We start from the raw sequence: 4,085 nt of genomic DNA on the forward strand, positions 1-4,085 counted from the left end.
GGGTTGGTGGGGCGGGGCCGGCCGCGCGGCGCGCGCCTCGGGCATGTGCGGTCGGGCCCGGGGGGCCCGCCCGCTGCGCACCCGGGCCAGCGCGGCGTTCACCGTCGTCACCAGCGCCCCGGAGCGGTGGCCGAGTTCGCGGGCCAGCAGCAGTGCCTCGTCGTAGTGTCCGACGGCCTCGTCGTAGCGGCTGAGGAACTGGCAGACCAGGCCGAGGTCGTTCAGCGCCTGGCGCAGGATCACCGTGTCGCCCGCCGAGCGGGAGGCGGCCACCGCCAGCCGGGAGGCCGCCTCGGCCTCCTCCAGACGGGTGGCGGCCAGGGCGACGTTGCCGCGGAGGAAGTGCGCCCGACCAGCTGCCCGGTGGTCGGTGTGGTGGTCCGCGGCGGTGGCCAGGGCCTCTGCCGTACTGGCGAGCTGGCGGCTGGGCGGGGCGAGGACGAACGGCGTGAGCGCGATCAGCAGGTCGATCGCGGCGCGCAACGCATCCGGTGCCGCGCCGCCGTCGGCCGGGGCCGGCGCGGTGTCGTCCGCGACGGTCCAGCACGCCACCTGGGCGGCGAGCGCGATCGCCCCGGAACCCTCCGCCTCGGCCCAGGCCCGGGCGCCGTCCGGGCCGCCGAGGTCCACGCCCGCGCTGCGGGCCGGCCCGAGCGCACCGGCGGCCGGATCTCCCGGGACGGCGTGCTGGAAGGCCGCGCACGCGGTGGCCAGCAGGTGGTCCAGCAGCCGGTCACGGGCCTCCACGGCCGCGCCCGGGTGGTCCGGGCGCCGCCGGGCGAAGGCGCGCAGCAGGTCGTGGTAGCGGTAGCGGCCGGGGAACGGCGACTCCATCATCGCCACGTCCACCAGGGACTCCAGCAGGTCCTCGGCGTCGTACTCGTCCAGGTCCAGCAGGGCGGCCGCGGCGGGCAGCCCGATGTCGGGGCCGTCCACCGAGGCGGCCAGCCGGAAAGCCCGGGCCTGGGCGGGCGTCAACTGGCGGTAGCTCAGTTCGAAGGCGGCCTCCACCGCCAGGTCGCCGATGCGCAGCTCGTCGATCCGCCGCCGTTCGACCGCCAGCCGGCGGCCCAGTGTCTGGACCGTCCAGCTCGGCCGGGCGGCCAGCCGGGCCGCCACGATCCGCACCGCGAGCGGCAGGTGGCCGCAGACGAGCAGCAGCTCCCGGGCGGCCTCCGGCTCGGCGGCCAGCCGCTCGGCGCCGATCGTGCGGCCCAGCAGTTCGAGTGCCTCCGCCGGCTCGAACACGCCGAGATCGGCCTGGACGGACGAGGGCAGGCCCGAGAGGCGGGTACGGCTGGTGGTGAGCACGGCGCAGCCGACCGCGCCCGGCAGCAGGGGCCTGATCTGCGCGGTGTCGTGGACGTTGTCGAGCACCAGCAGCAGCCGCCGGCCGTCGACCACCGAGCGGAACAGCGCCGAGCGGGCGTCCAGCCCCTCGGGCACCCCGTCGGCCGGCACGCCGAGCGCCACCAGGAAGCTGCTGAGCACCGCCTCCGGGTCGGCCGGCGTGGTGTCGGCGCCCCGCAGGTCGACGTAGAGCTGCCCGTCGGGGTAGGAGTCCCGGGCCCGGTGGGCGACGTGCAGGGCCAGCGCGGTCTTGCCGACCCCTCCCATGCCGACCACGGTCGCGATCACCAGCGCCTGCTGCCCCGGGGCGCCGAGGGCCTCGCCCAGCCGCTCGACCTGGACGGTGCGGCCGGTGAAGTCCGCCGCGTCGGGCGGCAGCTGGGCCGGTCTGGGCGCCGTCGTGCTGGTGCCGGCGGGCGCGGCGGGCGCACCCGCCGCCGTGGGGCCGTCCGGCGGATCCTGCGCCTCGGGCCCGGGCCCGGCCGGCTTCACCGGGCCGGGGAGCAGCGCCGCGGCCGGCGCCGGGGCGGCGAGCGACAGGTCGCCCTCCAGGATCCGCCGGTGCAACTGGTCCAGCTCCGCCCCGGGCTCCACCCCCAGCTCGTCCAGGAACAACTGACGCACGCCCCGGTACACCGCCAGCGCGTCCGCCTGCCGCCCGGCCTGGTACAGCGCGCGCATCAGCAGCCCGTACGCCCGCTCGTGCAGCGGGTGCTCGGTGGTCAGCGCGGTCAGCTCCGGGATGCACCGGGAGAAGCGGCCCAGCGTCAGATCGAGGGCGATCCGCTCCTCCAGCAGGGTCAGCCGGAGCTCCTGCAACCGCTGGCGCTGCCGCTGCGCGAACGGGCCGGGGATGCCGGCCAGCGGCTCGCCCTGCCACAGCTCCAACGCCTGGTTCAGCAGGTCACGCGCCTGCTGCGGCTGTCCGGCGGCCGCCGTGCGCTCGGCCTGCGCCGCCAGCTCCTCGCCCTGCGCCGCGTCCACCGAGTGCTTGGGCAGCACCAGCCGGTAGCCGTCCCCGACCGAGGTCAGCACGGTCGGCGCGTCCGGCTCGTCGCCGTGCAGGATCTTGCGCCACCGCCAGGCGTACGTCCGCACCGTCGTCACCGCGGTGCTCGGCGGCTCCTCACCCCACAGGGCGTCGATCAGGTCCGTGGCGCTCGCGCCGTGCCCCGGCCGGAGCAGCAGCACCGCCAGCATCGCCTGCTGCTGGGGACTGCCGACCTTCAGCACGGTCGTGCCGCGCTGCGCTCTCATCAACCCCAGCACCGAGAACCGGAAATCACTCATTCGTGCACCTGCCCGCTTCATGTGCCCGCCCCCGCCCACGCACGCGTCCGCCCCCCGATTGATGAGTCCCTATCAACCCACGCCAGCCGGTGGGCTGTCGAGAGATCGTCGACCCCGTAGTGATCCGGTGTTGATCGCCCACCGTCACAATCACTGGTGTGGCCCCCCAGCCGTCGGCCCGGTACGACCCGCCGGGCCCGCCACACCCCCCGGGTGCCGCCGCCCGGGCGACCACCACGTTTCTCGGAGGCCGACGCCAGTGAACACCGACCTGCTCTACCGGTTGCTCGACGTCGACCCGGTCGCCGGACCGGTCGAACTGCTCCACCGCGCCCGCGGCGCCCGCGACCTCCCCTACCTGGTGCTCGCCGCGCTCGTCCGGGAGGACGTCCGGATGGGCGAGCACGCCCGCGCCGAACTGCAGCGCGCCCGCGACCGGGCCGACTGTTACGCCCGGCTCGCCCGCGACCTCGCCGACGCCACCGGGGTGCGCCCGATCCGCGACCTCCCGCTGGCCGGCTACTACCCGTCCGACCTGCCCCGGCCGCTGGGCGAGCTCACCCTCGTCAGCCCCACCGAGGCCGCGCTCTGGCAGGCCGTCAGCCGGCTGGTCACCGAGCACCCGGTGGAGTCCGTGGAGGTCACCCTGCTCGGCGAGCGCCCCCGGCACACCTCCGTCACCCTGCGCTGGCCGGCCGAGGACCCGCTGCTCGACCCGTGGTACCAGGTCCGGCTCGGAACCGCCGCGCTCACCGGCGACCTCGCCACCGTCCCGGTCCGGCCCTACCTGGCCGCCGACGACCACGTCGAATGCCTGATCGCCCTCGCGGAGGAGGGGCTCGGCCGCGCCTTCCGGGCGGGTGACGTGATCGACGTGGCCCGCCTGGCCCGGCAGTCCTTCGAAGCCGTCGAGACCGCAGCCGTGGTCGCCGCCTACCGGCTCGCCCCGGAGGCCGTCGCGCTCCTCGACCTCGCCGCCGAACACGTGCCGCTGGGCTCCCTGGGCGGCGTGCGCACCGTCCTGGAAGCCGAGGTCGCCCCCGAACTCCACCGCCGCGAAGCCCTCACCCGCCCGCTCCGCCCGCGGCACGGCACCCTGCTGCGCCGCACCGTCATCCGGCACCAGTGGGACGAGGCCCGCCTCCTCCCGGCCGGACCCGCCACCCTGCTGCTCACCCCCGTCGCCGACTTCCTCCTCGCCCCGGAGGGCGTCCGCCCGACGGCCCCCGCCCGCGCCGCCGCCCTCACGGCCCTACGAGCCTGGGACACCACCGCCCCCGCCACCCCGGACGGCACCCCCCGCGCCCGCCTCCCGGAGTCCAAACACGGCTGAACACGACCAGTACCCGGGCCGCCCCCTTCGACGATGGGAGGGCCCACAACGGCTAGGGGGCGCCCCCCGGGGGGGGGGGGGCCCCCCGAGACGCGCGCCCCCCCCCCGGGGA

At 76.7% G+C, this 4,085-nt stretch carries 2 protein-coding genes; one reads left to right on the forward strand and one right to left on the reverse strand.

The window, feature by feature from the left end; all coding sequences use genetic code 11:
* On the reverse strand, positions 1–2,640 hold a 2,640-nt coding region (locus tag ACFV6I_RS26805; protein WP_380428104.1), incomplete at its 3' end, for a BTAD domain-containing putative transcriptional regulator.
* A 259-nt stretch (positions 2,641–2,899) separates the two neighbouring features.
* Here ACFV6I_RS26805 and ACFV6I_RS26810 point away from each other — a divergent pair.
* Complete coding sequence (locus tag ACFV6I_RS26810; protein WP_063350325.1) at positions 2,900–3,973, forward strand: hypothetical protein; 1,074 nt, start codon at positions 2,900–2,902, stop codon at positions 3,971–3,973.
* Positions 3,974–4,085: the final 112 nt, after the last annotated feature.

This window comes from Kitasatospora sp. NPDC059803, from assembly GCF_042732255.1.
GTDB lineage: Bacteria > Actinomycetota > Actinomycetes > Streptomycetales > Streptomycetaceae > Kitasatospora.